This is a genomic window from Paenibacillus thiaminolyticus (assembly GCF_003591545.1).
Classification (GTDB): domain Bacteria; phylum Bacillota; class Bacilli; order Paenibacillales; family Paenibacillaceae; genus Paenibacillus_B; species Paenibacillus_B thiaminolyticus_A.
Genome location: NZ_QYZD01000022.1, coordinates 65,401 through 88,625 on the forward strand (window position 1 = coordinate 65,401; position 23,225 = coordinate 88,625).

The 23,225-nt window shown below is 53.1% G+C and carries 26 protein-coding genes; 13 read left to right on the forward strand and 13 right to left on the reverse strand.

The genetic code is table 11. The annotated features are described in order from the left end of the window. Positions 1-327: 327 nt before the first annotated feature. From DQX05_RS20810 to DQX05_RS20845, 9 genes are all read right to left on the reverse strand, one after another. Entirely contained in the window at positions 328-1,056 is a 729-nt protein-coding gene (locus DQX05_RS20810) for a M48 family metallopeptidase (protein ID WP_259392149.1), read from the reverse strand. 85 nt (positions 1,057-1,141) lie between these two features. Continuing rightward, on the reverse strand, positions 1,142-1,465 hold the full coding sequence (locus DQX05_RS20815; protein WP_119795399.1) for a hypothetical protein: 324 nt from the start codon (positions 1,463-1,465) through the stop codon (positions 1,142-1,144). Then, positions 1,452-1,757 (reverse strand): hypothetical protein, encoded by a 306-nt coding sequence (locus tag DQX05_RS20820; RefSeq protein ID WP_147385217.1) that lies wholly within the window; start codon positions 1,755-1,757, stop codon positions 1,452-1,454. The genes DQX05_RS20815 and DQX05_RS20820 overlap by 14 nt, the downstream gene beginning before the upstream one ends. A gap of 130 nt (positions 1,758-1,887) precedes the next feature. Next, positions 1,888-3,336, reverse strand: coding sequence for a SpoVR family protein (locus tag DQX05_RS20825; RefSeq protein ID WP_119795401.1), 1,449 nt, complete (start codon positions 3,334-3,336; stop codon positions 1,888-1,890). Continuing rightward, on the reverse strand, positions 3,333-4,484 hold the full coding sequence (gene yhbH, locus DQX05_RS20830; RefSeq protein WP_119795402.1) for a sporulation protein YhbH: 1,152 nt from the start codon (positions 4,482-4,484) through the stop codon (positions 3,333-3,335). The genes DQX05_RS20825 and yhbH overlap by 4 nt, the downstream gene beginning before the upstream one ends. Before the next feature lie 160 nt (positions 4,485-4,644). Beyond that, complete coding sequence (locus tag DQX05_RS32415) at positions 4,645-4,806, reverse strand: hypothetical protein (RefSeq protein ID WP_259392150.1); 162 nt, start codon at positions 4,804-4,806, stop codon at positions 4,645-4,647. Beyond that, on the reverse strand, positions 4,766-6,154 hold the full coding sequence (locus DQX05_RS20835; RefSeq protein WP_259392151.1) for a sulfatase family protein: 1,389 nt from the start codon (positions 6,152-6,154) through the stop codon (positions 4,766-4,768). The genes DQX05_RS32415 and DQX05_RS20835 overlap by 41 nt, the downstream gene beginning before the upstream one ends. After that, positions 6,151-6,924 carry an IclR family transcriptional regulator gene (locus DQX05_RS20840; RefSeq protein WP_119795403.1) on the reverse strand — a complete coding sequence of 258 codons (774 nt, stop codon included), beginning with the start codon at positions 6,922-6,924 and terminating at the stop codon, positions 6,151-6,153. The genes DQX05_RS20835 and DQX05_RS20840 overlap by 4 nt, the downstream gene beginning before the upstream one ends. Positions 6,925-7,212: 288 nt before the next feature. Next, positions 7,213-8,886, reverse strand: a complete 1,674-nt coding sequence (locus DQX05_RS20845) for a DUF4091 domain-containing protein (RefSeq protein WP_119795404.1) — start codon at positions 8,884-8,886, stop codon at positions 7,213-7,215. Positions 8,887-9,208: 322 nt separating this feature from the next. Between DQX05_RS20845 and DQX05_RS20850 the strand changes: the two genes are divergently transcribed. Next, complete coding sequence (locus tag DQX05_RS20850; RefSeq protein WP_119795405.1) at positions 9,209-9,577, forward strand: DUF423 domain-containing protein; 369 nt, start codon at positions 9,209-9,211, stop codon at positions 9,575-9,577. A 47-nt stretch (positions 9,578-9,624) separates the two neighbouring features. Beyond that, positions 9,625-11,556, forward strand: coding sequence for a putative bifunctional diguanylate cyclase/phosphodiesterase (locus DQX05_RS20855; RefSeq protein WP_119795406.1), 1,932 nt, complete (start codon positions 9,625-9,627; stop codon positions 11,554-11,556). A 66-nt stretch (positions 11,557-11,622) separates the two neighbouring features. Here the strand turns inward: DQX05_RS20855 and DQX05_RS20860 are convergent, their stop codons facing one another. Next, a complete protein-coding gene (locus tag DQX05_RS20860) occupies positions 11,623-12,300 on the reverse strand; it encodes a hypothetical protein (protein ID WP_119795407.1) in 678 nt (225 codons plus the stop codon). 174 nt (positions 12,301-12,474) lie between these two features. Between DQX05_RS20860 and DQX05_RS20865 the strand changes: the two genes are divergently transcribed. Continuing rightward, positions 12,475-12,777, forward strand: a complete 303-nt coding sequence (locus tag DQX05_RS20865) for a YunC family protein (RefSeq protein WP_087445211.1) — start codon at positions 12,475-12,477, stop codon at positions 12,775-12,777. Between the two features lie 123 nt (positions 12,778-12,900). Here DQX05_RS20865 and DQX05_RS32920 read toward each other — a convergent pair whose 3' ends face one another. The 3 genes from DQX05_RS32920 to DQX05_RS32930 form a co-directional block, all read right to left on the reverse strand. Continuing rightward, the gene (locus DQX05_RS32920; RefSeq protein ID WP_182914842.1) at positions 12,901-13,371 is read right to left on the reverse strand and encodes a hypothetical protein; all 471 of its coding nucleotides are present in this window, start codon (positions 13,369-13,371) and stop codon (positions 12,901-12,903) included. 178 nt (positions 13,372-13,549) lie between these two features. Next, on the reverse strand, positions 13,550-13,774 hold the full coding sequence (locus DQX05_RS32925) for a hypothetical protein (RefSeq protein WP_182914843.1): 225 nt from the start codon (positions 13,772-13,774) through the stop codon (positions 13,550-13,552). Further along, complete coding sequence (locus tag DQX05_RS32930; RefSeq protein WP_310735691.1) at positions 13,775-13,906, reverse strand: hypothetical protein; 132 nt, start codon at positions 13,904-13,906, stop codon at positions 13,775-13,777. It lies immediately after the preceding gene. 326 nt (positions 13,907-14,232) lie between these two features. On the opposite strand from DQX05_RS32930, the gene DQX05_RS20875 reads away from it, so the two are divergent. From DQX05_RS20875 to DQX05_RS20920, 10 genes are all read left to right on the forward strand, one after another. After that, the gene (locus DQX05_RS20875; protein WP_119795408.1) at positions 14,233-14,703 is read left to right on the forward strand and encodes a Dps family protein; all 471 of its coding nucleotides are present in this window, start codon (positions 14,233-14,235) and stop codon (positions 14,701-14,703) included. Positions 14,704-15,171: 468 nt separating this feature from the next. Beyond that, positions 15,172-15,954, forward strand: coding sequence for a Fe-S cluster assembly ATPase SufC (sufC, locus tag DQX05_RS20880; protein WP_119795409.1), 783 nt, complete (start codon positions 15,172-15,174; stop codon positions 15,952-15,954). Positions 15,955-15,995: 41 nt separating this feature from the next. Beyond that, positions 15,996-17,303, forward strand: a complete 1,308-nt coding sequence (gene sufD / locus DQX05_RS20885) for a Fe-S cluster assembly protein SufD (protein WP_182914844.1) — start codon at positions 15,996-15,998, stop codon at positions 17,301-17,303. Beyond that, positions 17,300-18,526 carry a cysteine desulfurase gene (locus DQX05_RS20890; RefSeq protein WP_119795411.1) on the forward strand — a complete coding sequence of 409 codons (1,227 nt, stop codon included), beginning with the start codon at positions 17,300-17,302 and terminating at the stop codon, positions 18,524-18,526. The genes sufD and DQX05_RS20890 overlap by 4 nt, the downstream gene beginning before the upstream one ends. After that, positions 18,513-18,938 (forward strand): Fe-S cluster assembly sulfur transfer protein SufU, encoded by a 426-nt coding sequence (gene sufU, locus DQX05_RS20895; protein WP_006674980.1) that lies wholly within the window; start codon positions 18,513-18,515, stop codon positions 18,936-18,938. The genes DQX05_RS20890 and sufU overlap by 14 nt, the downstream gene beginning before the upstream one ends. A 44-nt stretch (positions 18,939-18,982) precedes the next feature. Next, positions 18,983-20,380 (forward strand): Fe-S cluster assembly protein SufB, encoded by a 1,398-nt coding sequence (sufB, locus tag DQX05_RS20900; RefSeq protein WP_111154113.1) that lies wholly within the window; start codon positions 18,983-18,985, stop codon positions 20,378-20,380. Positions 20,381-20,811: 431 nt separating this feature from the next. Continuing rightward, the gene (locus DQX05_RS32425) at positions 20,812-21,003 is read left to right on the forward strand and encodes an S-layer homology domain-containing protein (protein WP_259392152.1); all 192 of its coding nucleotides are present in this window, start codon (positions 20,812-20,814) and stop codon (positions 21,001-21,003) included. 53 nt (positions 21,004-21,056) lie between these two features. Continuing rightward, positions 21,057-21,167 carry a dihydroorotate dehydrogenase gene (locus tag DQX05_RS20910; RefSeq protein WP_087440079.1) on the forward strand — a complete coding sequence of 37 codons (111 nt, stop codon included), beginning with the start codon at positions 21,057-21,059 and terminating at the stop codon, positions 21,165-21,167. Between the two features lie 924 nt (positions 21,168-22,091). Beyond that, a complete protein-coding gene (locus DQX05_RS20915) occupies positions 22,092-22,376 on the forward strand; it encodes a DUF4183 domain-containing protein (RefSeq protein ID WP_119795412.1) in 285 nt (94 codons plus the stop codon). Positions 22,377-22,622: 246 nt separating this feature from the next. Then, positions 22,623-22,967 (forward strand): DUF4183 domain-containing protein, encoded by a 345-nt coding sequence (locus tag DQX05_RS20920; RefSeq protein WP_259392153.1) that lies wholly within the window; start codon positions 22,623-22,625, stop codon positions 22,965-22,967. Positions 22,968-23,225: the final 258 nt, after the last annotated feature.

The window sequence follows — 23,225 nt, forward strand, 5'->3', positions numbered from 1 at the left end:
GTATTGGGTCTTTGTCCTGCTGTTCAAACTTAAACCCCTAGAAGCCAACTTTAGGGAGTTGGCTTCTTCATTTATTAGCCGTAGTCATAATTTGAGAGGTGAACAATGAATTAAAAAAATAAGGCTCAAAACCGAAATCAGTTCTTGACGAAATAATCTAAGGCTGAAAATGGAAAAACATCTGCTAATCCTGTATTGTTGTAATTCCCCAACCACAACAAAAAGGAATAGGACAATTGGATTCAACAGGACAACTGATTAAAGGGGATAGTGGAGCAAGAAAATGAGAAGACCAACCTTTAGCAAAAGCTTTGAGGTTGGTCTTCATTATACGTTCAGGAGAGTACCGTTCAATCGAAGCCATTCTTTTTTCTCTTCATATTCAGAAAGAAGCATGCGGACCGTATCCCAATATTCCTTAGAATGGTTCATGTATCTAAGATGCGCCAATTCGTGAACAAGCACATAATCTACAACTGACGCAGGTGCTAGAAAAATGCGCCAGTTCAATAATATGTTGCCTGACGGCGTACAGCTGCCCCACCGTTGTTCCTGATCTCTAATTATGATTGCCTTCGGTTCGTGAGTATACTTTATCGTGAATTTTTTCATCCGGTCTTTTGCAAATACAAGCCCCCGATGCTTAACCCAATCGATATATAATGGCAGGATAAGATCCCGATGCTGACTTTCGGCAACATCGGGATGAAGCTCTGCACGAAATTGTCCTTGATAGAAGCTTAGCTTAGGTACTTCGACATCGGCTTTCTTAAATAATTTCAAGCGGTATTGTCTTCCGAGGTATGGCAACTTTTCGCCGGATACAAATCTTCTTTGGAGACTTGTCTGCTTCATTTCCTCAAAGTTCAGCAATTGAGTGCGAATCCAAGCTCCTTTTCGATATAAGATCTCTTCAATGACTTGATGTTCTGCAGTTTCAGGAGCAATCACTTTAACCCCTTGTTGATTAACGGAGATAGACACGGTCTTGCGTCTGCTGCTCCTCGTCAATTCGTATGGAATAGTGACAGATCCAAATTGAAATACGTGCATCATGATTCCTCCCGTAATCGTTTTTTATAGCAGGAAATTGTGGGGGAAATCTTGATGCTTGAAGATGAAATTGTTGTAAGTGAATTGGTCATTCCTCTTCCGGTTCTATACCCCAAAATATTTCATGTGATTCAGCATTATTGGCATAGAAGCAGGCATCGACATAGACATGTAGAAGATTATGATCAATCCTGTAGATTAGAATGGCATTGCCGATTAAAGTCCAGAAATAACCGTTAAATTCAAAACCAGGGAAGTCTGAGAGACCATAAGCCTTCTCATGTGGGAAATGACGCAGCACATCTTTCGAACGACGAAAGACATTCATGGGATCTACTTTGTACGGCTGCATGCGAGCAAGCGCGACACGGGCGTAGCTTGTCCACATTACACGATATTTACGATTGGTCATGTGAGACCTCATCTAACAATTGAGCAAATTCTTCTTCGCTGTCACTGTAAGTTGAGATTCCTTTCTGACGATCATCGCGGGCTTGCTTCAGTTGATAAAGTACACCTGGGTCCTTGAAGATAACGGATGTCAGCTTCTGTTTTTGTTCCTTAGAAAGTGGGACGGTGTCAACTTTTTTACTTAGGGTTACATGATATCCGAAGTGATCTTCGATGAAATGTACAAGATCTTCGAGTTCGACGACAGATTTATGTTTAAAATTTTGTTCCAAAGTATCTTTTGGGACGGACATGTTCATCACCTGCCTTCATTTTCTATTTTACCACAATGAAATGAGATCCAATAGTTATGCAGTAAGAAGCTGGTACCCTTGAAGAAGGGGAGGCCAGCTTCTTTTGATAGCGAACGGAAATTTTAGACTGCTACATAAATTTCCGCGACACCTTTTTCCCGTCATAGGTGAACAGCACCATTTTCTCCTCGACCTTCGTCTCGAGGTGGACGGCCTTGCCCCATAGCGTATAGACATACGGCAGCGTCCGTTCGAGATATTTCAGATCGAGCTCGAGCCCTTCATAGTGATGCTTCAGGAACAGCTCGCCGTTGCGGTGGTAGTCGCCGTCCTCGACGACGAGGTACGGGAAGCCGCCGTTGACGCGCGAGTAGACGAGCTGATCGCGGATGTTCTCCCAGGATTTATCGGTAATTTTCCATTCCGGACCCTTTTTCTCGAAAATGTACAGATCCAGCTCTTCCGACAGCTTTTTCGTTAAGTAATTGCGCAGGAACGATTGATCGGAATCGAATTCACGCACCTCGAAAATTTTGGCACGGCCCTGACCCGGCTCGCGGCCGAACCGATCGCGCTCCTCCTCCGTCGGGCTATCCCAGCGCTTCTCGATATCCTCGAATATTTTCACGCCCAAATAATATGGATTCAGGCTGTGGCGCGACGGCTGTACGACCGATGAGTTCAGCTTCGCATACTCGAGCGTCTCCTCCGAGGTCAGATCCAGCTCCCGCAGGATGCGCTGATGCCAAAAGGAGGCCCAGCCTTCGTTCATAATTTTCGTCTCCATCTGCGGCCAGAAATAGAGCATCTCATCACGTAGCATCGTCATGATATCGCGCTGCCAATCCTCCAGCACCGGGGAGAATTCCTGGATGAACCAGACGATGTCTTTCTCCGGCTCCGGCGGGAACCGGCGGTCGGCGATCCCCGACCGGGGTGAAGAAGCCCGCATCGCTGCCTTCATTTCCTCGAGTGCCCACAGGTCATCATAGGCCCCCGGCGGAGCGGGCGGTTTCCCTTCGCGCTGCTCGCGGATTTTCAGCTCCATATAGCGCTGCTTGTCGAGCGTCCGCGGCCGCACGATCTGCGGGTCGATATGCTCCTGGATCGCGAGCACGGCATCGATGAAGCTCTCCACCGTCTGCGTCCCGTATTCCAGCTCATATTGCATGACACGCTCGGCCGTCGCCGACATGCTCTCGACCATATTGCGGTTGGAGGTGGAGAAGCGGGCATTGTTCTTGAAGAAATCGCAATGCGCCAGCACATGCGCGACGATCAGCTTATTCTGAATGAGCGAATTGCCCTCGAGCAGGAAGGCATAGCACGGGTTGGAATTGATGACGAGCTCGTAGATTTTGCTCAACCCGAAGTCGTACTGCATTTTCATTTTATGAAAAGTCTTGCCGAAGCTCCAGTGGCTGAAGCGGGTCGGCATCCCGTAAGCGCCGAACGTGTAGATGATGTCGGCCGGGCAGATCTCGTAGCGCATTGGGTAGAAGTCCAGACCGAAGCCGGCCGCGATCTCGGTAATCTCGTCGATAGCATAGTTCAGAGCCTGCATGTCGTCGGCTGTCATGAGCGCACCCCTTCCGGCTGTTTTTTGAAAAAGTGCTTGAGCGCGCGGTACACCTCGGCCTTTTCCTTGATGACATAGTGCATGAAGTGGGGGTTCTGAATATGGCGGTACGCGGACATGAGCGTGCTGCTGCGATTGTATTGATTCACTTCGCCGTAGCCGAACAGGTTGGCGCGCTGCAGCAGCTCGCCGATCAGCTTCACGCAGCGATCGTTGTCGCTGGTCAAATTATCGCCGTCTGAGAAATGGAACGGATAAATATTATAGGAAGAAGGCGGGTACCGGCTGTCGATAATGTCCAGCGCCTTGATATAGGCGGATGAGCAGATGGTGCCGCCGCTCTCTCCCCGGGTGAAAAACTCGTCCTCGCTCACTTCCTTCGCTTCGGTATGATGGGCGATGAAGACCATATCGACCTTCTCGTATTGGCGGCGCAGGAAGCGCGTCATCCAGAAGAAGAAGCTGCGCGCGCAATATTTCTCGAACGAGCCCATCGAGCCGGACGTATCCATCATGGCGATAATGACGGCATTGGAATGCGGCTTCACGATCTCCTCCCATGTCTTGAAGCGCAGATCGTCCGGACTGATGCGGTGAATGCCCGGATTGCCGGCGAGCGCATTGCGGCGCAGATTTTCGAGAATGGTGCGCTTCTTGTCGATGTTGGACATGATGCCCTTTTTGCGAATATCGTTGAACCGGATGTCGGTCGTCTCCAGTTGATCTTTGTCTTTCTGCTTCAAATAAGGCAGTTCGAGCTCATCGAACAGCATATTTTCGAGATCCGCGATGCTGACCTCGGCTTCGATGACATCCGTTCCGGCCTGATCGCCAGCCTGCTTCCCTTTGCCCGCGACTTGGGAGCCGTCGGTGCCGAGAACGTCTCCGACCTGACTGTCGCCGTCTCCTTGGCCGACATGCTTTTTCTTGTTGAAATTGTAGACGAAGCGGAATTCATCCAGGCTCCGGATCGGAACTTTAATGATTTGCTTGCCGTCGGACATGATGATGTTTTCCTCGGTGATGAGGTCGGGGAGATTCTGCTTAATCGCATCGTTAACCTTCTGCTGGTGGCGCGCTTGATCCTGATATCCTTTGCGATGGAGCGACCAGTCCTCGCGGGACACGATAAACAACGGGTTGGTCATAGATGGCCCTCCTTATTAACCAAGTGAAATGCCCTGAATAAGCAGATGAATCGCTTTCTACTCACTTTATTCAGGAGGGCCGGGATTGATGAGGGAGGATGGCGATGATTATTTGCCTGCGGCGGATGTGCGCCAGGGCCGGCCGCTAGCGACGCCCCGCTTATTCCATCCAGTGCAGCTGGCTCCAGCGCGGCATTCCTGTATTGGACTGAGGCGCGCCTGGCGTGCTTCGTCCTTCCTTGATATAGCGGGTCAAGAGGGCCGTCAGCTCCTGGACGATGTCAGGGAAGCGATCGATTACATTGCCGCTCGCCGATATCATCGCTCAGCCGGTACAGCTGGAACGAAGGGGAGCCGGGAGGCTCTTGTCCAAGCGCTGGAGCGCTCCACCCCCCGGAGCCAGGGCACAGCTCCAGCTTCCATTCGCCCTTGCGAATCGAGAAGGAGCCGTCGATCGAATGATGTACGATCGCTTCGCGAAGCGGCTCCGTTCCGTCCGTACCGAGCCACAGGGGGAGATGGCTGACGCTGTCCTCGCCCGCATCGTCAGGGAGCGTCTGGCCCGTCACATCCGCGGCCGTCGCCATGAAGTCGACGAGGCAGACCGGCTCGTCGGAGACGGTGCCCGCCGCAATGCGCGCCGGCCAGCGGACGAGCAGCGGCACGCGGTGCCCGCCTTCATAGATATCGGCCTTGTGGCCGCGGAAGACGTAGCTTGGATTATGGCCATATCGGGCCAGCTCCTCATAATCCGCGCTTGGGGAGCAGCCGTTGTCGCTCGTGAACAGGACAACGGTATTGTCCGCGATCCCGCATTCCTCCAGCTTTACCATAATCGCGCCCATGGCATCGTCGACCATGAGGACGAAGTCGCCGTATAGATTGGTTCCCGAGCGCCCGATGAATTCCGGGGCCGGTACAATCGGCGTATGCGGGGCGGGCAGCGGGTAGTAGATGAAGAACGGGCTGCCGTCCGCCGCAGAGCTGAACTGCTCAATCCGCTCCAGCACTTTGCTGGTCAGCCGGGGCAACACCTCCTCATGGCGGAAATCGGGCGCCGCCGGGCCTTCCCGCCAAAATCCCTTCTTGTCATCGTTGTGGGTCAACCGATCCGGAAGCTGTACCACGGCGTCATTCTCGATATAGACGTAGGGCGGCATATCGAGCGAGGCGCTGATGCCGTAGAATTCGTCGAACCCGGCATCGACCGGACCGCGCCGAATCGGCTTGCTGAAATCAACATCTTCGGCCGCGGTGCCGGTCCGGCACCAGTCGAGCCCGAGATGCCATTTCCCGTAGCATGCCGTACGGTAGCCGGCTTGCTTGAACAAGGATGCGACCGTCATCCGGCCCCCTTCGAGGATACTGGGCGAATACCCCCACAGGACGCCCTCCTTCAATTCCGAGCGCCAATTATACCGTCCGGTCAGGATGCTGTAGCGCGAAGGAGTGCAGACGGCGGAGGAGGAATGCGCATCGGTGTAGATGAGGCCCTCCTGCCCGAGCCGATCCAGATGCGGCGTCGCGATTCGGGAATCGGGGTTCAGACAGGAAATGTCGCCGTATCCCAAATCGTCGGCCAAAATGTAGATGACATTCGGATGCGTGCTTTTGTTGGCATCCATCATATTCTTGCTGTGGTTCATGCTCGCGTTCACATTCTTACTCATGCTTCCCCTCTCCCTTCCTGAATCGGGGGCTGCAGCAGCTTCATAACCTGCGCGGCCTCGTCCTGAAGCAGCTCATAGATGCGATGAATGAACGGGGCATCGAAGGAAGTGCCCGGCATTCCGACCGCAATCGCGGCGGCGAGCCGCTCCCCGTCATAGACAGGAACGGCGATGCGGCGAATATGGGGCAGGATGGCCCCTTGATCATCCGCCAGCCCGCGTTCCGCAGCGTTGGCAATATATCGATCCAGCGCCTCTGCATCCGGACGATATCGCGCCAAGGCTCCGTTATCCGCGTGCTCGAGATATAAGCGCCGCGTCGCCTCATCGGCATGTGCCAGCAGCAGGAAGCCCCACGGGTGAAGCGGGTAATCGGTCCGGATCTCGCCCGTCTGCTGCATCGCGATCCCTTCCGGATGAACCCGCTTGTCCCGGCAGCTCATGCGGCCGTGCCGATAATCAATCCAGAGCGCGGTGCATCCCGCTTCCCGGGAGATACGGTCCAGCACCGGTCCGCTCGTGCCGCGGAGCCCGTGATGATGCTCGGCCCGCTGCATCAAGGCGAACAACATGGGTCCGGCCACATATTGCTGATTCGCGTCCTTCTCTACATATTGCTGCTCCAGCAGCACTTGCAAATACCGATTCAGGCTGGCCGCGCTCAATTCGGCCGCTGTCTTCAATTGATTGAATCCGATGCCGGATTCGGATTCGACGATCGCTTCCATAATGCGAAGCCCGCTGCTCAATCCTGGTGCGGAAGCCGCCATCACTTGCACCTCCAATACGGTAATGTTTCACAAGTATCATATAAGTTACCTTATAGTTTCGTATATAATATCTTATTTCCGCAATCGTTGCAATTGCAAAAAGAAACCGGCCCTACCCGAGCATCCTTTGCTCGCCGTAGAACCGGTCAGGCCTTCGCCGCTGACGGTCCTATGCCTCCAACGGAGATGGGACCATGCCTCCAACGCAAATGGGACTACGCCTCCGCGGCAAACGGTGAGGCCTTGACCGTAGGCTGGCCATGCCTTCGTTGCGGCCCGGACGTGCCGTTATGACGGAGCGGACACCTTGCCGCAGGCTGCTTCCCGAATCCGTTCATTCACAGCCATCCGCTTGTTCAGCAACCATTCGGCGCTGTGCGGATAGGTGCGGAAGGTGAGCGGCTCATCCACATCTTCCTCGATGAGCGCGACGACGGCCTCCCGCCCGATATAGGATTCAAGCAGCTGCAGCGCGCGCAGATCCTGCAGCGCCTCCCGCAGCACATCGAGCCTGATCGATTCGAGCGGCCCCTCTTCGCCTGGGTAGACGAGGAAGGCGTCGCCTGACGGGAAGGCGTACGACGCATCTGTCGTGCGGAACGGATCGATCGGCTTCCGCGAATATTGCGAGTAATAGAAATTATAGCCCCAATGGAGGAAGCCGTCGGCCTGGAATTTGTACAGCTGCCAGCCGAGAATGCGGTTGCGCGCCGAAGGCATCGAGAAGAAGCGGTTGGACACCTCCCGGTACTGGGAGCAGCAGTAGTAGGTCCAGAGCGGCTTCACGCCGTTCTCGATGAAAGGCTCGATATGATTGTTGGCCGGAACGGGCACCTGGACGAGCCCGCTCTGATAGAAATCATAATCGGACAACGCGTCCATCACCGGGAACCCCGCCAGCAGATCGGACACGGACTCCACTGCATTGCGGTAAGAGTCCATCTGCTCGACGCGCGGTTCGTCCGAGATATGGAAATGAGCCCGGTCCGCGATTCCGTTCGCCTTCAGCCAGGCAATCAGCTCGGGCAGGAACTGGCGCAGGAACGCGCGGTATTCCGGACCTGACGCATCCGTCTCCCATCCGAAGATGCGCTGCGGCTCGCCGTCAGCGGCCGCGACAATCTTCGGCGCATGCTTCGCGCCCCACTGGGTGAACAGATGGGACATCTCGAAATATTCAACGCCCTCCTCCAGGCACAGCTTCACCCAGCGTTCCAGGCGCGTGAAGCCGAAGGCATAGCGATCGCCTGTCTTGGTCACATCAACGAGCTGGACGGTCGGCCGCTCCCCGCCGACCTCGGTATCCAGCGGTGGCGTGAACAGCGGCGTCAAGATCATATTGATGCCATGCCAGACCGCCGTGCGGATGAACCTCCGAATCAGTTCCCAATGCGCTTCGCTGAATACGTCCACGCCGTAGTAGGTCGCGATGCCGTCGCTATGGAACCATTCGGTATGCATGAGCTGCTGCTTGGGCAGAGCGGCGGGGAGGACGACGAGCGTGAACTTCTCCTCGGCGAGCAGTTCGCCGCCGCTGCTGGTCAGACACACCGTGATCGGATGCTGGCCCTCGTCCCACCGTTCATCGACTTCAGCCGTAATCCAGAGTGCCCTCCATTGTCCGGGACAGATGACGATGCCCTCCCGGGGGTCTACGAGTGTCAGCAGATCAGGATAGAGGCCGGGGGCGGAGCGGAGCAGATTGCCGTCATGGTGCGCATAGATGGGCAGCTCGGACGGAACCAGATCAACCTTGTGAACCGTAATCGCCTCAGCCACGCCGCCGCGCACCGATACGGCCGCTTCCTTCCATAGCTCTTCTCCACGGTAGGCAAGCTGGAAGTGCAGGGCTTCCCCCTGCAGGACGGTTGCGGTCCGGAAGTCGGGAGCCTGCAGCGGCTCGTCGGCAAAAACTTTGACTAAGGAACTGATGATGCGGGTGTCCAGCACGTGATTCGCCATTTTTCATGCCACCTTTACATGGAAGAGTATCTTTCTCTTGATTTATATGATAACGCTTTCTATAACTTCTCCGTGGAGCCGAATTTTCCTGTGAGTATCCCTTTTTTTCTGAAAAAAAGAGCGGCTGACTCCAATAATTTTTTTCATTTCGACAATCCCAAGGTATGCGGTCCGCGTACCAAGCCTTGTCGATGGTTAGCATATATTCACCACTTCATACGGGCATCCTTCGATTTCATTGTGGAAAAAGGCGGCGGATTCAGATAAGATAGAATCGTAAAATAGTATAGATCACCAAATGATCCATAAAAGGAGTGGCAACATGCTGCGACGCTACGCAATGATAGGAAGCCTGAATATGCTATTGTCCGTTGCGCTGGGGGCGTTTGGTGCGCATATTATGCAGGCAAGACTGACACCGGAGCGGATGGCGACCTATGAGACGGCAGTTCAATATCATATGGCACATGCGCTAGGATTGATTCTGATTGCAATCCTGGCGGATAAGCTGGCGGACCAGAAGAAGGTGCAGTGGTCGGCCCGCCTCCTGTTCACGGGCATAATCATCTTCTCGGGAAGCTTATATTTGCTATGCTTCACCGGATTCTCCATGCTGGGTGCGATTACGCCGATTGGAGGCGTCGCCTTCCTGATCGGCTGGCTTCTGCTAGCCTTGGCAGCGCGAAGATAGCATCAAGCGGACGTGTTGAGACTAGGGGCCGGAAGGAAGAGTACAAGGTGAATAATCAGATAGAAGAACCGAGGGTGGAACCGCGAAGAACGTCGCTGTTCGTCGTTACATCGTTATTGGCGGCCATCACGTGCATCGGAGGCGTGGTCGTTTTTTTTCTGTCGGAGGGCGTTCTCCGAATCGGTATCGGGCTCCTATGGGGAGCCGCCGTGGCGTACATTGCCCTATCCGAATGGCGCGCGAAGCTGCTTGGGCGGAAGACAAGCCGCCAGACTCGCTGTATACATGACAACAGAGCACCGGCCGGTTCGGAGTGGGCATATTTGGTTAATCATGTGCCTGTTCCGATTTTTTTTATAGAGAGGGATGGGGCGGTTAAGGGAGTGAATCATTCGTTCCGCGCTGTAACGGGATACGAAGAAGAGATGCCGGCACTGTCCAAGGTGATGGATGAGTGTTCTAAACGGAAATTATTGGATTCATTGACGGATCTTGGACCGGGCGACGAGAAAGAACTGGCGCTTGCCGGGTTCCATAAGGAGGGCTTCCGTCAGGATTGGATTGCCCGGGTTGTCCGTCTGGCCGATGGGATCTGCCCCCAAGCGGCCCAGTCGATCTATTCGGTCTCTCTGCAGGATCCGACTCCGGATCGACATATGGCTGAACGGATCCGGTACATGTCCTATTATGATGATATGACCGGGCTGCCGAACCGGCGCATGTTCATGCAGCGGTTGGAGGAAGCCATCAGGATGGCCGTCAATGAGCGCTTCTCGATCGCCGTCCTGTACATGGACCTGGATCGGTTTAAGCGGATTAATGATACGTTCGGCACGGATTTCGGCGATATGCTGCTGATGCAGATTGCCGAGCGCCTGCTGCGGACGATGACAGACAATGACGTGGTCGCCCGCATGGAAGGCGACGAATTCGCCTGCTTTTTCACGTTCGTGGAATCGGAGGCCGAGGTGCATAAGCGGATCGTTCAATGGCTGTCCGTCCTGGAAGAGCCGTTCTACTTGAACGATGTCCCGGTTCATGTGACGATGAGCATCGGCATTGCGATGGTTGAGAACCCGGGAGCGATGGACGGGGCTCAGGCGATGAAGCATGCGGATCTGGCACTGTCGCGCGTCAAGGAGCAGGGGAAGAACGGCTTCCTGTTCTATGTTCCGGAGATGAATGATCGGCCGCTGGAACGGCTGACTCTGGAAAATGACATGCGGCGGGGGCTGAAGAAAGAGGAATTCGAGCTGTATTATCAGCCGCAATACGATATGAATACGGAGCGCATCGTCGGCATGGAAGCGTTGGTCCGCTGGAATCATCCCGTACGCGGATTGATCTCGCCGGGGGAATTTATTCCTATCGCGGAGGAGAACGGCTTCATTGTCGCCCTTGGCACATGGGTGCTCGAAGAAGCCTGCCGGCAAAATAAAGAGTGGCAGCAGAAGGGCTATCCGCCGATACCGGTATCGGTCAACCTGTCCGTACGCCAGTTCGAAATGGACAACTTGTCGGAGACGGTGCAGGAGGTATTGGCCAAGACCGGATTGAATCCGGCCTACCTCGATCTGGAGATTACGGAGAGCATGACAATGGACGTGCCCAGGGCATCTCCCGTGCTGCAGCAATTGAAGGATATGGGGGTAGCTATTAGCATTGACGATTTCGGCACTGGCTACAGCTCGCTCCATTATCTCAAAAATTTCCCGATACACCGGCTGAAGATCGACCGATCATTCGTCCGCGATCTGCAGCAGGATCCGAATGATGCCGCGATTGTGTCGGCGATTATTGCCCTGGGGCACAATATGAATATGCAGGTCATTGCCGAAGGGGTAGAGACGGAGGAGCAGCTTCTCTTCCTGCAGAAGCATAACTGCGATGAAATCCAGGGGTTCTACTTCAGCCCGCCGCTGTCCTGCCAGCGGTTCGAGCAGTTGTTCCGAGAACAATGCGAGACATGCTTACTATAGGCTTGCGGTACAACAGCCGCCATGCGAAGTCGTTGGGACTTGCGTGGCGGCTGTTCTTGTACTGCATTAATTATGGGCATCCATCGATTCGATTTCGAACAGTTGGTAGGCGTAGACATTCTTTTCATCGACATGGTACACATTCAGCAGCTGATTGACGGGGTCATAATTCAAAATCCGGCAAGGAATGCTCAACATTTTTCCTTTCCCTTTGTTGACGGTAAGCCGGACGAGGGAATTTTGCTCAATGTAGCGCTTGATCTGAAGCTCTGTCAAAACCAATCTCATTCGTGTGGCGGAAGGAGCTTGTCCGTTCTTCTCCGGAGAGTCGGCAGAGTCGGCGCTTACCGCGATGTGAAGCTCTTTTTCCGTAGACTCGGTCTTCGTCTTTTTGGACTCCGGGTCCGGCGTCGGATGGGATTCTGGGACAATCCGGTGAACAGCCGCCGTTCCGGCCTTCTTCTCCCCCGCGGTATCCGACAAGGCAGGGCTCTGGTTCCTTCCTCGAGTCGCGGTTGGCTTGCCAAATGGAGTCGCATCCATGTTGTTCTGCTGCATGGCTTCCATCAGATTCAACAAGGATCCCATTTCCACACCGGATTGGATCCGGAGATCGAGCACGTCAGGTGAAGCATGAAGCAGGTGTAGCAGCTTCTCCAACGTTGCCGCATTGGATTCGCCTTTGACCAGGATGTCCACATTAAATTTGTACACGTTAGATGTTGATGTTATGGGATACAGCATGTTGATTCCTCCAACCTGGACAATTAGCCTAGATGAACCCATTATAATACGGGACAAAAATCATAGCATAGTCCATAAGTCCTATTATCGGAAAAAGATTTTCATTTTCCTATGGAGACCTTCTGCAGGGGGATGCATAGGATGATATCATCTTGGGCGGAAGGGGTATGCAGAATGATGCGCATGGTACCAATGGCTATAGAAGGCATGACCGTTCTAGGCATTGAAGTGAAGCTTCCGAAGACGACGCTGCTCGCGATTACGACAGAGGAAGGATATATTATGTGCGGGGCGCTCGATGTTGGACTGTTGAATGAGAAGCTGAAGGATCGCCGTATTGTTGCGGGGCGGGCCGTCGGAGTCCGCACGCTGGAACAGTTGCTGGAAGCGCCGCTCGAATCGGTGACCGTCGAGGCGGAGAACCGGGGCATTCATAGCGGCATGACGGGGAGAGAAGCGCTCGCGCGGATGGTGTAGGCCGAAGCGGCAGCTTCCCGTCGGAGACGCACATACCGAAGGCGAAAAGCAAGCGGCTTTTCGCCTTCGCGCATAGTCATCAACATATGCAAGAATAGAACGGACAACCGTCTTCAGAGTTATCTAATTAGGAACGGTCATGGGCATACGTGATTTTGCAGCCGGCATAACCGACCGCATCCTGCAAAATTCGTTCCATATAAAGATCCTGATATCCAGGGGTAAATGAGAGCCGAACGATGCCGTGCTCGTTCCACATCGAGCGGAAGCGGGCCTCGAACCCGGTCCAGACTCGAACCCGGTCCAGACCGCCTCAGCCGTTCCCAGCAAATAGGCCCGGTGCTGCTTCCGGGCGCCTTCATCCGTACTCCAATATTCATGCCCGGCCGCATTGAGCAGCAGATCGAAGATGCTGCCTGTATGAAGATCGCCATGCACCAGAGCCTGTGCCTGTGTCAGGAACTTTTCCCGCAGCAGCATCACTTCGAGATGAAGGGCCTGATCCTCCTGAAGCTTGCGGTGATCCCCGCGCAGCGCTTCTTTGCAATTATTGTTCGGTGAATCGGTATAAGGATCAGCTTGGTTATTTTGCACAGCTCGGGGTTGTTGAACGTAGCTGCGATTCGCTTTTTCTCCTGCTGATTGCAGCCCAGGTCCGAGGTGAAGAACAACGTATGCGCCATGAATTCCGCAATATGTTCAGCGAACAGCGGATACGAAGCAGATTGCATCAGCCCGTGGCGCATAATCGTATGATCGCTCAGATCTTCCATCACGGTGAGCGCAGCTCCGGATCGTACGCATAGCCCTTCGGAACGAGATGAGGGACGAGCCTTCCTTGAGTCTGCAGGGCTTCGCTTTCGATGCGGGCCCGATCCAAAGTAAGCAGCCATGCTTCTCCCACGACTTTTGCATACGGGAGCGCCTGCTTGATAATAATACGTCGGGGGGGAGTCGCATCATCCGTTCCCTCCGCAACGCCAGATACCCGAAACACCTAGTTCAAATTGCCATCGCCGATTTCCTCGCAATGAAGAGGCAAATCGAGCGGGAACAGCCCTTCGATCCCTTGAGCCAAGGCCACGGCATCCTCCAGGCCCAAAGGACGGTAAGCTGTGTGATAAGTCATCGTAGATAGGCACCTCCCGGTACTAAAATGAACATGAACAATCTTCCATATATGCGGTTGGGCAAAAACGCACTCCAAGACTGTTGCGCTTTAGTATATCGGATTTTTTATCTATGGAAACTTTAAATTTGGAGGATGGGCAAGGCAGGGCCGAGGAGGTTCAAAAGCGCTGGCCCAGGGTAGTTATAAGATAGGGGATGCGAAGCTCCGGGACGGGTTAAAAAGATGTTGTAAAATTTCCGTCAAGGGGTTGAAATTAACTAGTTATTATATTAGAATAATTATCAACAAGGAATAAGTTGAAAACATTAGGAGGCGTTTTACTTATGACGAATCAAAAATTGCAGCAAATGTTAAACCAGCAAGTAGCCAACTTGAATCTGATGTATGTAAAGCTTCACAACTACCATTGGTTTGTAAAGGGCGATATGTTCTTCACGCTTCATGAGAAGTTCGAAGAATTCTATAATGAGATTACGGAGAAAATGGATGAAGTTGCGGAAAGATTGCTTACGATCGGCGGCAAGCCTTACGCGACGCTGAAGGAGTATGCGGCGAACGCGACGATTCCGGAAGCGAGCGGCAACGAGACAGCCGAAGAGATGGTCAAGCAATTGATTGCTGATTTCAATCAATTGATTACCGAATTCGGAGAAGCGTTGAAGGAAGCCGACAGCATCGGAGACAATGTGACCAATGATATGCTGATCGGCATGCAGGGTGATCTGGAGAAGCATATCTGGATGCTGAGCTCCTATCTTGGAAATGTCTCTAAAGCGGTCCATCAGATGGCGTAAACCGGAAGGGGCTTCCGGGACAGCTGTCTCCTTAAGATAAGAATAGCTTGAAAGTAAAGCATCCTTTGCCATATGGTGAGGGATGCTTCTTCATGCTTATTTACACTCATGCAAGATCATGTCGTTAATGATATTGATTATCATTGTCAAATAATGCTATAATGGTTTTGTTTCCTAGGTAAACAATTCTGGATGGCGGATGGAGCCGGGGGGACGGAGAAGGATGCAAGATTGGGATGAACGGAAGAGAAAAGAGGTTCGCTATGTCTGCTCCTTCGTGTGCAGGATGGCGTCAGCTTGTCTTTCACAAGGTTGATTTATATATTCCAATGTACTAATATTATGTTGAGAATCATTGATAATCACTTTATAATGATTTCTATGTAAGAAAGGCTCTAGAGAAAGATTAATCTTTAATTTAAAGTATACATCTTTTTAACAAATCCATCAATCTGGAGGTTACGACACATGGCAACAGAATTCGTCATTAATGGTTTGAAAGCGACCATTGAAGGTAAAGAGATCCTGAAAGGCATCAGCCTCTCGATGAAGGGCGGGGAAGTGCACGCCATCATGGGACCGAACGGAACAGGGAAGAGTACGTTGGCATCCGCACTGATGGGCCACCCTAAATATGAAGTAACCGAAGGCAGCGCGACACTTGACGGCGCAGAAGTGCTTGAAATGGATGTCGATGAGCGCGCACGTGCGGGGCTGTTCCTTGCGATGCAATATCCGAGCGAGATTGCCGGTGTTACGAATTCCGATTTCCTGCGCAGCGCCATCAACGCGCGCCGCGGGGAAGGCAACGAGATCTCCCTCATCAAGTTCATCCGCCAGATGGAATCGAAGATGAAGGAATTGGAGATGAGTGAGGAGTTCGCTCATCGTTATTTGAATGAAGGCTTCTCCGGCGGGGAGAAGAAGCGCAACGAGATTCTTCAAATGATGATGCTCGATCCGAAAATCGTCGTCCTAGACGAGATCGACTCCGGTCTGGATATCGACGCGTTGAAAATCGTGGCGAACGGCGTGAATGCTATGCGCAGCGAAGAGCGCGGCTTCTTGATTATTACTCACTATCAACGGTTACTGAACTACGTCAAGCCTGACTTCGTTCACGTCATGATGCAAGGCCGCATTGTCAAATCGGGCGGACCCGAGCTGGCAGAGCGGCTTGAAGCAGAAGGCTACGACTGGATTAAGGAAGAGCTTGGCATCGCCGATGAGACGGTTGGACAAGACGCCTAACGACATCAGCAATTCGATTGACAGGAGGAGCGATGGAACCGATGAGCACGCAAATAACTTTACCAGTGAACCGGGATGCGGTAGCCAACCTTTCCGCCCGCAATACTGAACCGGCATGGTTGACCGAGTTCCGGCTGCAGGCCTTAGATAAGGCGGCAACACTGGATAACCCGATATTTGAAAAAACGAAAATCGACCGCTGGAATCTGGACGCATACGGCCAGTATGCCGAGGGTGCAGCGGCTGACAGCTTCGCAGCCCTCCCGGAAGGGGCACGCGCCGTATTCGGCGAAGAAGCGGATCCGGAAAATGTGCTGGTGCAGCATAATTCCGCGGTCGTGTATAACAAGCTGAACGCCGAGTTGGCTGCCAAAGGCGTCATCTTCACGGATCTGCATACGGCGGCCCGCGAGCATGAAGAGCTCGTGAAGCCGCATCTGATGCAAGCCGTTAAGGCTGACGAGCACCGGATTGCGGCGCTGCATGCGGCACTGTGGAACGGAGGCGTATTCCTGTACGTACCCCGAAATGTAGAAGTGGACGTACCGTTGCAAGCTTTGTTCTATACCGATGATTCCAAGGCTACGTTCGCCCCGCATGTCTTGATTGTGGCGGACGTGAACAGCCGGGTGAACTATGTTGATAATTACGTGTCCGGCCCGTTAAGCGAGCCTGTCATGCATAACGGCGTAGTTGAAGTGTTCGTCAAGCCGGGAGCGAAGGTGACCTACGCTTCGATTCACCATCTTGGCGAAGCGACGACCGATATTTCGTTCCGCCGCGCCATCGTAGAGAATGACGGCCGCATCGAATGGGTCGTCGGCGAGATGAACAACGGCAATGGAACTTCCGATACATGCTCGATTCTGAACGGCAGCGGCTCCACCTCGGACGCGAAGGTGATCTGTGTCGGGAACGGGGAGCAGAAGCTAAACATTACGACGAAGGCCGTCCATATCGGCCTCGGTTCCGAGAGCGATATGATCACCCGCGCCGTAATGCGCGAATCCGCCTCTTCCATCATCAACGGAATTACGAAGATTGAGAAGGGCGCTTCCAAATCGAACGGACAACAGACCGAACGCGTGCTCATGCTGAGCCCGACAGCCCGCGGGGACGCTAACCCGATTCTCCTCATCGATGAGGATGACGTCAAGGCAGGACATGCCGCGTCCGCCGGGCAAGTGAATCCGGAGCAAGTCTATTACTTGATGTCCCGCGGCGTATCCAAGGAGGAAGCGGAGAACCTGATTATTCGCGGGTTCCTGGCTCCAGTCGTGGCCGAACTGCCGAACGAGCATCTGCAGGATCTGCTGCGCCGCTACATCGAAAGGAAGTTAGGACAATGATAGGGCGCGAGCTTCGTAAGCAGTTTCCGATACTGAATCAGGAGATTAACGGTCACCCTCTCGTCTATTTGGACAATGCGGCTACGTCGCAGAAGCCGGCAGCGGTTATCCGTGCTATTCAGGACTATTACGAACGGGACAATGCGAACGTCCACCGCGGCGTGCATACGCTCGGTTCCCGGGCAACGGACGCTTATGAAGGAGCGCGCGAGACAGTAGCCCGGTTCATTCATGCCCGGCACCCGGAAGAGATTGTGTTCACCCGCGGTACGACGACGGCCTTGAATCTGGTTGCCTCTTCGTATGCCCGCTCTGTGTGCAAGGAAGGCGACGAGATCGTCCTGACGCCGATGGAGCACCACAGTAATCTCATTCCGTGGCAGCAGGTTGCGAAGGCAACCGGCGCTACGTTGAAATATATTCCTCTGCAAAAGGATGGAACGATTGACCTGGCGGACGTGGAGCAGACCGTGACGGATCGTGCGAAAATCGTCTCCGTTACGTATGCCTCGAACGTGTTGGGCGTTATCAATCCCGTGAAGGACATCGCGGCTATCGCTCATCGCCACGGAGCCGTGATGGTGGTCGACGGGGCGCAGAGCACGCCGCATATGCGGATTGACGTTCAGGACTTGGATTGCGATTTCTACACGCTGTCCGGGCATAAAATGTGCGGTCCGACAGGGATTGGAGCATTGTACGGCAAGAAAGAGCTGCTGAACAAGATGGAGCCTGTCGAGTTCGGCGGCGAAATGATTGATCATGTTGACTTGTACGAGTCGACATGGAAAGAGATTCCGTGGCGCTTCGAGGGCGGTACGCCAATCATTGCCGGAGCCGTCGGCCTGGCCGCGGCGATTACGTTCCTCGAAGAGGTCGGCATGGACGCCATAGCCGCTCATGAGCATGAGCTGGCGGAATATGCGGTCGAACAGCTCTCCGCGATTGAAGGGATTACGATTTACGGCCCGAAGAAGAACCGGATCGGTCTCGTCACCTTCAATCTGGATGATGTTCATCCGCATGATGTGGCAACCGTTCTCGATGCGAAGGGAATCGCCATCCGCGCCGGCCACCATTGCTGCCAGCCGCTGATGCGCTGGCTGCAGGCAAGCGCGACGGCACGAGCAAGCTTCTATCTGTATAACACGGAAGAAGACATCGACCGTCTGGCAGAAGCCTTGCGGGCAACAAAGGAGTATTTCAGCGATGCAATTGGATGATTTGTACCGGCGCGTCATCATGGATCATTACAAAAAGCCGCGCAACCGCGGTACGTTCGATTCCGATGCGGTCACGATCGAATTGAACAATCCGACCTGCGGCGACCGCATTTCCTTGCAGCTCATGGTAGAGGATAATAAAGTCGTCGATGCCCGCTTCACCGGTGAGGGCTGCTCGATCAGTATGTCGAGCGCCTCGATGATGACCGACGCGGTCAAGGGCAGAACGTTGGAAGAAGCGATTGAGATGGCTGAACGATTCTCCTCCATGGTGAAAGGCGAGAACGTGACATTCGACGAGTATGAAGATATTGAAGCACTGTCTGGCGTATGCAAATTCCCGGCGCGGATCAAATGTGCGACGCTTGCCTGGAACGCCCTGCGCAAAGGGATTGAAGAGCCGACGAAATAACGGCGAGAATGTACGTGGATAACGTACGGAGGAGGTAATGCACCATGGCGAAAGAAATGCCAGAACTTGAGGAATATAAATATGGCTTTCGCGATAATCACCAATCCATTTTCCAATCCGGCAAAGGATTGACGCCGGAAATCGTTCGGGAAATCTCGAAGATTAAAGACGAACCGGAATGGATGCTGGATTTCCGCTTGAAGTCGCTGAAGCAATTTGAGAAGATGCCGCTTCCGCGTTGGGGCGGCGACCTGGATGAGTTGGATTTCGACGATATTCAATATTATGTTCGTCCTTCCGAGAAGCAAGGCAAGACGTGGGAGGAAGTGCCAGCGGAGATTAAGGAGACGTTCGACAAGCTGGGAATTCCGGAAGCGGAGCAGAAGTTCCTGGCCGGCGTATCCGCGCAGTATGAGTCCGAAGTCGTCTACCACAGCATGCAAAAGGATCTCGAAGAGCAAGGCGTTATCTTCATGGATACCGACTCGGCCTTGCGCGAGCATCCGGAAATTTTCAAGGAGCACTTCGGCACGGTCGTTCCTCCGGCGGACAACAAGTTCGCTGCCTTGAACAGCGCCGTATGGTCCGGGGGCAGCTTCATCTATGTACCGAAGGGAGTCAAATGCGAAATCCCGCTGCAGGCGTATTTCCGCATCAACTCCGAGAACATGGGGCAATTCGAGCGCACGCTCATTATCGCCGACGAAGACAGCTTCGTGCACTATGTAGAAGGCTGCACGGCTCCTATCTACAGCACGAATTCCCTGCATAGCGCAGTCGTCGAGATTATTGTCAAGAAGAATGCCCGCGTTCGCTATACGACGATTCAGAACTGGGCACCGAATATTTACAACCTGGTTACGAAGCGTGCGGTCTGCGAAGAGAACGCGAACATGGAATGGGTGGATGGCAACATCGGATCGAAGCTGACGATGAAATACCCCGCCGTTATTTTGAAGGGACGCGGAGCCAAAGGCTCGGTCCTGTCCATCGCGGTAGCGGGCAAAGGCCAGCACCAGGATGCAGGCGCGAAAATGCTGCATCTGGCGCCGGACACGACATCGACGATCGTATCCAAGTCGATCTCGAAGCACGGCGGCAAAGTAACGTATCGCGGCATCGCGTCCTTCGGCCGGAATTCCGAAGGCTCCAAGGCCAATGTCAAATGCGATACGCTCATCATGGATAATCAATCCACGTCCGATACGATTCCGTATAACGAAGTCATGAATGACAATATTCAATTGGAGCATGAGGCGACCGTATCCAAGGTGTCGGAGGATCAACTGTTCTATCTGATGAGCCGCGGATTGACGGAAGACGAAGCGACCCAAATGATCGTCATGGGCTTCATCGAGCCGTTCACGAAGGAATTGCCAATGGAATATGCGGTTGAGATGAACCGTCTCATTAAGTTGGAGATGGAAGGCAGCATCGGGTAACCTTTATCCTACGCGGTTTTTTCAAGTAATTGGGGCGCACTTGCCCCTGCTTTGCCCACGTATTTGTCTCGCAAGATACCGGGCATACAGGTCAAGTGCGTCTTTTTCTATTTTCTTGGGCACATGTAGATACCTTACGGTTGTCAATCCAGCATTCTCATATGCCCGTATTTTGTTTTTGTGATGGGTACACATGCCGCGAGGAATTTATCTAGACGTTAAAATATTTAATCTTATCCATGTCCTCGGCGGGCCCGGAAATGCGTCGTCAATTGGCTTTAAGGTCTGCATGTACCAGGGCGTGGACGAACCGAGGCGTGGCAGCGGGCGGCTGAGCTGATCGCGCTGCTGTGCAAACGGCATGGTTTGACCATTGACAAGGTTGTGCCACACCGGAACTGCAGCCGGATTATACGGGTCACTGGGCAAAAATGTCAATCCAACGCGTCATCGCTGCGGGGATTATGGGCGGCCATAACACTGGATTCGCGCCGAATGAGCCGCTTACTCGGGCAGAGGTTGCCGTGGTGTTGGGACCGGCTATTGAAGACTTCAGGGAAATAGCTTATCCTTTCAGCGCACAAAGCCTAATTATTTCAGTATGGGATATAGCCAAGTCATAACGACAGCAACCTCAATACTATGAGTATGAACCTAGCGAAAGGAGGTTGCTGGAATGGGTGAAGTTGGAGGTTTCTCATGTGGATGCGGGGGCTTTACTTCTATTGGTGTAATCCTTGTGCTTTTTATCTTGCTTGTCATTGTTTCTCGCGCCTTTATCTACTAAGATTAACATGGTTCTATCCTGCGCTCATGGTTCACTTTCATCGCATGCCCTGCTTCTTCAGCAGGGCTCTTTATTTGGTATAATGTATACAAATCCGGAGGCACCGGTGACAGGAGCTCTGCTTGAATTGTGCTGGCGGGGCTCTTTTTTGTGCTGCAAATAAACATACACAGCAAAAGCCCCGGATTATTCCGAGGCTTTCTTCGGGTATACACGGGGTGGAACGTGGTCTACGGTGCTCCACAAAAATGAGTAATTAGAAATGGTGTCTTCTCCGTCTGCACACGACCAATACTCTTTGACCACGGTGAAGGACAACAGTGATTTTTCTTCTCCGATGATGTCTCATTCAAGCCACCCCCTTTCTGTATTACAATATGAGAAATTACTTTAAATGATTGGACTAAAGCTGAGGGGATACTAGCATGAAAGTTTCGCCACGTGAAAGGGAGCTCCGAGGCATTGCGCTAAAGGGGCCTTTTTTGTTACCTTACGAACGTGCATTCGCAAACATTGATCTCGAATATCTGTTCGAGGGGGCGGAATGAAGGACTGGCGAGAGGAATTACAGCGTACAGAGCCGGCGGTCAAAGGGCCGAAAGACCCGCGCCTGTGCAGCAGCATGGCCAACATAAAGGGAAGATGGAAGAAACCTGATTATGGAAGGCAGCATCGGGTAATTTCATAACTAAATCAAGTGTTTGATACGTGTCCGTTTTGACTCAACATGGCTGTTGAGGTTAAGCAGGCACGTTTTTTGCTTAAAAGGGTCCAGAGCACATATTCTCTTCTAGTTGAAAACACTTTATCCATATGCTTTCGGAATTTTCTGAAAAAGTATGCTTTTCTCATGTCAGCTGTATAGTTCAATCCTTGTCCAACCTGCATTTAATATAGCATCCCTAGATTAAGGAGGTGAAAGCAATGCCAATTACTCAGCCATTTGTAGCAAGCCGGAAATTCTTATCCACAATAGGTGCCGGTACAGGTACAGGCGCTACGTTTGCGATTGCCGCTACAACCTTTACGAATGACGCCGGCGCGGCCGCAACGGCATTTCCTGGTTTATTTGCGTACTATCTCCTTCATATCAACGGTGTCGTGCAGACGGCGGATGTGTCAACCGTTTCAACAACAACGATAACGATTCCGGGGGGCGATGCTCTTGATCCTGCCACTCCGGTCGTTGTCGAATTTGTCGTCACGTAACAACTAGCAGCCCCTTTCAGAGTATGTAAAAGCAGAAGCTTGCCGATCCGAAAAGCGGGCCTTTTCGGATCGGCTTCTTTTGTGCCCTCGGCCAGGTTACAAAAATAGCCTCGCATCATAGGATAGGAATAAGATATTCATTGCTTGGAGGTGAATGCTCAAATTGGAAAATCAATTGATTCAAATTCAGGCAAAGCCATGGGATCCGGCCTTGAAGATCGCTTTCCTTGATCCTTCCGTCAGTCCGTGCAGTTCTCTTTCCCCTCCTCCGGACTGTCCGGTGGTGTTTCCGGGGGAACCGGTGCCTCCGCCAGCTACCCAAATTTTACAGGTGGAGACCTTCCAGTTCATTACGATAGCGGATGGGTTCGAAATGCATACACGAATGGGGATGGACTCGCTCAATTCCAGAGCAGCAGCATACTGAACCCAGGAACGGTGTCATACTTTAATTTATTTATTAACGGTATGCTGCAGCCGCTCACCTCTTATACCGTTACGGAAGGACTTCTGCAAATCGATGGGGTCCCCGAGCAGGGAGTTCCCATCACCCTCCAATTCATCCGAATCATCTTGGAACCGGAACTATGAGGCAGCAGCCACCGTTCCCTCACCTTGATGGTGGGGGATTCGTTGTTTGGAGCCAGCGAATCGCAGGCTGCGCCGACATTGTACGCCCACCGGAAAGGCTCGGGACAGGGCTGGCCTGGACGTGTTGCTCACGGTGCTGTTCCCAAACTAGCGTTGCCAAGGCAGTATAAGCACCCAGCGCCCAACCGCGCAGCCTTGCGAGGGGCAACAGCCTAGGCGCCCCAAGTGCCTAGCCGCGCAGCCTTGCCAAAGGGGCAC